Origin of the sequence: Pseudoalteromonas sp. SG45-5, from assembly GCF_014164085.1 — a bacterium.
In the GTDB taxonomy this organism is placed as follows: Bacteria; Pseudomonadota; Gammaproteobacteria; order Enterobacterales; family Alteromonadaceae; genus Pseudoalteromonas; species Pseudoalteromonas aliena.
On the sequence record NZ_JACJEM010000060.1, the window covers coordinates 20,951 to 27,218 of the forward strand.

The window sequence follows — 6,268 nt, forward strand, 5'->3', positions numbered from 1 at the left end:
GGGCCTATTGCAAGTAAATTCAACGCAGTTAGCGCTGAAAATAGCTGCTTGAGATAGATTTATTATCCAGAGCTCAGGTTACTTAGGATAAATACTCATACCGATAATAAGGATATGACAAACAAACACAACAGAGGTGAGTACTACACGCATTTTTTGATAATCTTTATGGTAGGTTTGCCATTGTGCAGTCGCTTTTTCAAAAAGTAGTACTAGCCAAAAACTTGCAGCTAACCAACCAAGCGCCCACTCAACAGGAAAAAATGCTAAAAACGGTACTGGTATAACAGGTAGTACAGCTTTTACTGCATCGCTGTAGCGTTGCTCACCTGCACGCCATAAGTTACCCGCCATGAATGCTAATATTGCAATGCTGTAAAAAGTAAAAAACTCTAAATTAATACTATTACTACCAAACACAAGAGGCCAACCTACACAGCCTAAAAATGGGATTAAGCCTAAGTAACCTAATTGAATGTGGTTGATAAATTTTTCCATAATAGTATGCCTTGTATTTATGTGATTAAAAGCGGAAGTATTGTAGCAGTATTGCGATTAGCTATCTTAATAATTCGCCAGTATCTATAGTCCAAATAATGCTTACGATAAAAGAGATTATATAGTTCAATCTTAAAAATCGATTGGTTTAATCTAAACAATCAATTTTATTTAATTATCCATTGGCCGTATTGTATTAATCAAGCCAACGCAAGAGGCCATATATTACGGCTGCGTTGAGTAACTTTAATTCTACTTAAATATAAATGAGGAATACCATGAGCACTTCATTAATCAATACAAAATTACAACCATTCAATGCAACCGCTTACCACAACGGTGACTTTGTAGAATTGTCTGAAAAAGATGTTCTAGGTAAATGGTCAATTTTCTTCTTTTACCCAGCAGATTTTACATTTGTATGTCCTACTGAACTTGGCGATGTGGCAGATCATTACGCACAACTTCAAGAAATGGGCGTAGAGGTTTACTCAGTATCTACTGACACTCATTTTACTCATAAAGCATGGCACGATACGTCAGACACAATTGGTAAAATCACTTACCCAATGATTGGCGATCCAACAGGACGTATTACACGCAGCTTTGGCGTGATGATTGAAGAAGAAGGCTTAGCACTTCGCGGTACATTTGTAATGAACCCAGAAGGCGAAATTAAAATTATTGAAACTCACGATTTAGGTATTGGCCGTAGCGCTAAAGAACTTGTTCGTAAAGTACAAGCTGCACAATACATTGCAACTCACGACGGTGAAGTTTGTCCTGCATCTTGGCAGCCAGGTGAAGACACACTTGCACCTTCACTAGACCTAGTTGGTAAAATCTAAGTACCAGATTTTCCAATCAAGTAAGGGCAGGTAACTGCCCTTAAATTAACAAGCATACGTTTGTTGATGCCTCCTCTATCAATATACTTGTTTAAGCACATGCATTATTTGGCATGGGAGGCTTGCTGTTTAAATTTTTCTAAAAGGGTTAAGCCATGTTAGATAACAACATAAAAAATCAATTAAAAAGCCATTTTGAATCGCTTACTCAACCTGTTGAGCTGCTTATTGCCTTGGATGACAGCAAAAAATCAGCAGAGGTAGAAAGCTTAGCAAACGATTTAGCCTCACTGAGCGATAAATTCACGGTAATAAACAACCCTGATACGAGCGCACGTCGTCCGTCAATGGTTGTACATTCACCTATTAAAAACACTCATATTACGTTTGCAGGCGTACCTATGGGTCACGAATTCACCAGTTTAGTGTTAGCACTTTTGCATACTGGCGGACACGCAAGTAAAGCTAAAAGCGAAGACATTGAGCAAATACAATCGCTTACTCAAGAGTTAAACTTTGAAGTATACATAAGTCTAAGTTGCCAAACGTGCCCGCAAGTCGCGCAAGCACTTAACACTATGGCTGCGACAAACAGTAATATTAAAGCCACCATGATTGATGGTGCATTATTTCAAGATGAAGTAGAAGAGCGAAATATTTTAGCTGTACCGGCTGTATATTTAAATGGCGAACCATTTAGCCAAGGTGCATTAAGCCTTACTGACATACTCAATAAAGTAGATAGCAAAGGGGCTGCTAAACAAGCAGCAGCGCTAAGCGAAAAAGATAAATTTGATGTACTTGTCATAGGTGGTGGGCCTGCGGGCGCATCGGCTGCGATTTACTCAGCGCGAAAAGGGTTAAATACAGGCATTGTGGCTGATAGATTTGGTGGACAAGTTGCAGATACATTAGCAATAGAGAACTTTATTTCGATTAAGGCGACTGAAGGGCCAAAGTTAGTTGCTCAGCTTGAAGAGCACGTTAAAGAATACGATGTAGATGTAATGCATAATCAGCGTGCAGCGGCACTTGGTTATAACAATGGCTACGAAATTACACTTGAAAATGGCGCAGTACTCAAAGCTAACTCGCTCGTACTTGCCACTGGTGCACGCTGGCGCGAAATGAACGTACCAGGGGAGCAAGAATATCGCGGCCACGGTGTGGCATATTGCCCACATTGCGACGGCCCTTTGTTTAAAGGCAAACCTGTTGCTGTAATTGGCGGTGGTAATTCAGGTATAGAAGCGGCAATCGATTTAGCCAATATTGTGCAAAGCGTTACGGTACTTGAATTTGCAGACACATTACGTGCTGATGAAGTACTCGTTCGTAAAGCTAAAAGCATGGCTAACATTACTATTATCAAAAGTGCACAAACAACCGAAGTGCTTGGTGATGGTAAAAAAGTAACAGGCTTAACGTACATAGATAGAGTGTCGGGGGAGAGCCAAGAGCTTGAACTTGCCGGTATATTTGTGCAAATAGGCTTAATACCAAATACCGAGTGGTTAAAAGACAGCGACCTTGAGCTAAGCAAATTTGGTGAAATACTGATTGATGCTAAAGGCGCAACTTCGTTACCGGGTATTTATGGCGCGGGGGATGCGACCAATACTCCGTTTAAACAAATTATTATTGCAATGGGCAGTGGTGCAACGGCAAGCTTAGGCGCATTTGATTATTTAATTCGCCACAGCGATGAAACCGAACAAGATCAAAGCGCTGCTTAGTTAACCAGAAAACTCTCTTGATATAACAGCGTTCACCCTTAGCTGTTTGTTCACCCAAGCCGCCCTTCTCCAAAGGCGGCTTTTTTATGCCTAAAAATTAACATGCGATTTAATCGCAGCCACCACCAGAATCACCACCGCCGCAATTGCTATCCGTATGAGACGTGCCACCGCCTACATAACTTGACGAGCCTCTAGTAGATTTAGCCTTTGTAACAAAAGTTGAGAGTAGTAAAATACTGATCCCCACAATGACAATAATTAATGGCGGCCATTGCTGAGTTGAAAAACCTTTGAATAGCACTATAGCTAATATAGCGAACAATACGGTTCTAAATATATTTTTCATTGTTGAATTCCTTATACAATTATATTTTCTTATTAATGTTTTAGTTTCAGCCGCTTAGCGGCCGAGGCAATAGCAATTTCTAATGAGTGCATTTTAAATGGTTTTGAAATAAACATATCCATACCCGCTTGCTTACATGCCAATTTATCTTGCGATGAAGTATTAGCTGTTAAGGCCACAATATAGGTTGAATCGGACGTACAGATATTTTCTGATCGCAGTTGTTTTGTTGCCTCAAAGCCATCGAGTATAGGCATAATACAATCCATAAAAATAAGGTCGTAATGCTTTTGCTCGCATTTAAATATGGCGTCTTGTCCATCTACTGCAAAGTCTGGTTTTATATTGAATTTGTTCAGTGAGGCATCAAGAACAAGTCTGTTTATGTCGTTGTCATCAACCACTAAAACAGCAAGCTCACACGCGTTAATATTTATTTTTGATAGCGGATTTAGCTCTACTTTTTGCTCTTTACCTAGTTCTATGGGTATATTTAGCGAAAAAGTAGTTCCTTGATTCACTTTACTACTGACCTTAATTTTCCCGCCCATGTACTCAACAAGTTCTTTAACTATTGCGAGGCCAAGCCCTGTGCCACCTTTACTATTTTTAGCATCAACTTCTTGAGTAAAAGGGGAGAACAAAGACTGAAGGAATTGGCTTGTCATGCCTCTTCCTGTATCAGTTACTTCAATATTTAGCGTTAATTTATTATTGTTATTAAGGACTGATGTATGCAGTTTTACACAACCGTGTTCAGTAAATTTTAACGCATTACTTAATAAGTTAGAGGTAATTTGGCTTAGTCGTGTGTTATCGCAATATGCCCAGCAGTTATCAGAAATTTCATTTGTTACTTCTAGCTCTACATTACTGCTTTTGAATAAAGGCGTATACAAAGACACCAGATCAGTAAAGGTTGTTTTTAGTAAAACGTTAGTGGGTTCTAGCTTTAATTCACCATGATTTATTTTAGAAAAATCGAGAACTTCGTTGATTATACTCAAAAGTATATCGGCGCTACGTAGCGCCACTTTTATTTTTTCAGCTCTTTTTTCTTCATTATGCTCATCTATCAATGTAGTGAGCATGCCCGTAATGCCATTTAGCGGTGTTCTGAGTTCGTGGCTTATTTTTGCAAAAAGCATGCTTCTATCATCTAGCAAGCGCTCCGCTTCGGCTTTTTTCTTTTTGAGCGCTTCTCTTAGTGTTACCGCTTCAGTGATGTCTTGAAATGTACCAAATAACCGCGCGCAGTGGTCACCATTAAATTGTGCTTCTCCGAAGGTAGATACCCAAATTGTTTGTTTTTTTGCTGTTATAATTTCAAGCTCTAAATGCCACTTTTCACCATGATGAACTGCATTTTCTACGGCCTTGTTTATATTATCTCTGCTTGTACCTTCTTTATAAAAATCGATAGCAGAGTCCATTTCAGGGTTATAGTTCTCATCAACTTGATGGATTCGTTTGGTTTGCTGACTCCAATAAATTTTATTATTAGTGAGATCAACTTCCCACGTGCCTATATTTGCTACGCTTTCTAATTTTAGCAAATCGTTACTGTTTTTTATTAACTGTTCTTTGGTTATAGCGCGCGCGAACTCTGCGCCTAACCATTGTGCAAATAGCTCTATGTAATCGTAGGCTTCATCTGTAAAAATAGGAGACTGGTTAAGTGAGGAGAAATTTACAGTGCCAAAAATATCGTCACCTATTTTGATAGGCGCACCAATATACGATTCGAGTTGAAAATTTGCATAACAAGGGTGATTAGCTATTACGCTTTGCGAGACGTTATGAAATGCAAGTGCGGAGCCCGCAACAAGAGTGTGTACGCAGTAGGTGCCTTCTAGGTCAAATTGAGTGCCTATTTCTAGCGAGTTATCTGGCGTAATAGCATGTAACACGGTATAGCATTTACCCTCAACTTTACTAATGATAGCGACGTCAAGGTTAAACACATTAAGCCCGAATGCTAATAGTTGATTAATTTTTTCGTCAAAGCTCAGACTTTGGTTAGACACTATGTCGTGAAATTGCCTAAGAAAATTCAATGGTAAACATCCTGTTGGTTTTAGAACTTAATTTACAGCTGCCCGAAGGGTTCTACCTAGGGGCAATTAACTCTTTGTTGCTCGGTTTTTACTTAGCCCACTAGGTTACAAACCTCGCGCCGCGATTAAATCGCCCCTAAATTGAACAAATTTCAATCCACAAAGGTCAACACGCCCTAGTTTAGCAAAAACTAAAACAACTTTACTTGGTTATTATTTTTTATAAACTGCGGGCAAAGTTATGCTCGCAGTTTATTGTTTTTAGTAAGTTGAGTTTGGTGTGTACTGAGGGTTTATATCACCACCAACTTCTTCAGGATCTACGTCGTTAATAAGTAGGATCTCGCGTACGGCTTCAATGTGATCAAGCACACTTTGATAACGCTCGCCATATTCGTATTTTGTCACTTCAATAGCTTTAGGCATGTAAGTAAAAGCTATTTTTAGGGCGTGGAGTGCTTCTTCGTTTATTTTTTCGCTCATAATGTTCTCTTATGTGTAGGCTATGGTTAATAAAATAACACCAAATATGATTAGGTAAAAACCAAAACTTACAATTATGACGTTTTCTCAAATACGGATACACAATTTAATTAACCTGAGCTCTGGTTAAGAGATTTACTAACGCATTGAATTATGGTGATATTTAAATTTATTTTCTCTAGCCAGAGATTTTCAGTGAAAACAAGGCGAATTTACGCGTCAATAGCTGGCCTATTGCAAGTAAATTCAACGCAGTTAGCGCTGAAAATAGCTGCTCGAGATAGATTTATTATCCAG

Annotated in this window: 6 protein-coding genes; 2 read left to right on the forward strand and 4 right to left on the reverse strand. The window is 38.9% G+C overall.

What is annotated here, in order from left to right:
- Nucleotides 1-78: 78 nt before the first annotated feature.
- Nucleotides 79-498: a DUF3429 domain-containing protein gene (locus H5119_RS16990; RefSeq protein ID WP_182703067.1), complete on the reverse strand. Its 420-nt coding sequence runs from the start codon at nucleotides 496-498 to the stop codon at nucleotides 79-81.
- Nucleotides 499-776: 278 nt separating this feature from the next.
- Between H5119_RS16990 and ahpC the strand changes: the two genes are divergently transcribed.
- Both ahpC and ahpF read left to right on the forward strand, forming a co-directional pair.
- The gene (gene ahpC / locus H5119_RS16995; RefSeq protein WP_008134426.1) at nucleotides 777-1,346 is read left to right on the forward strand and encodes an alkyl hydroperoxide reductase subunit C; all 570 of its coding nucleotides are present in this window, start codon (nucleotides 777-779) and stop codon (nucleotides 1,344-1,346) included.
- A 155-nt stretch (nucleotides 1,347-1,501) separates the two neighbouring features.
- Nucleotides 1,502-3,082: an alkyl hydroperoxide reductase subunit F gene (gene ahpF, locus H5119_RS17000; RefSeq protein ID WP_182703068.1), complete on the forward strand. Its 1,581-nt coding sequence runs from the start codon at nucleotides 1,502-1,504 to the stop codon at nucleotides 3,080-3,082.
- A 109-nt stretch (nucleotides 3,083-3,191) separates the two neighbouring features.
- On the opposite strand, the gene H5119_RS17005 is transcribed toward ahpF, so the two are convergent.
- The 3 genes from H5119_RS17005 to H5119_RS17015 all read right to left on the reverse strand — a co-directional run bounded on the left by H5119_RS17005 (nucleotide 3,192) and on the right by H5119_RS17015 (nucleotide 5,971).
- Nucleotides 3,192-3,431, reverse strand: coding sequence for a hypothetical protein (locus H5119_RS17005; protein ID WP_077535661.1), 240 nt, complete (start codon nucleotides 3,429-3,431; stop codon nucleotides 3,192-3,194).
- Nucleotides 3,432-3,463: 32 nt separating this feature from the next.
- On the reverse strand, nucleotides 3,464-5,488 hold the full coding sequence (locus tag H5119_RS17010) for an ATP-binding protein (protein WP_182703069.1): 2,025 nt from the start codon (nucleotides 5,486-5,488) through the stop codon (nucleotides 3,464-3,466).
- Nucleotides 5,489-5,749: 261 nt separating this feature from the next.
- Nucleotides 5,750-5,971, reverse strand: coding sequence for a penicillin-binding protein (locus tag H5119_RS17015; protein WP_077535663.1), 222 nt, complete (start codon nucleotides 5,969-5,971; stop codon nucleotides 5,750-5,752).
- Between the last annotated feature and the right edge of the window lie 297 nt (nucleotides 5,972-6,268).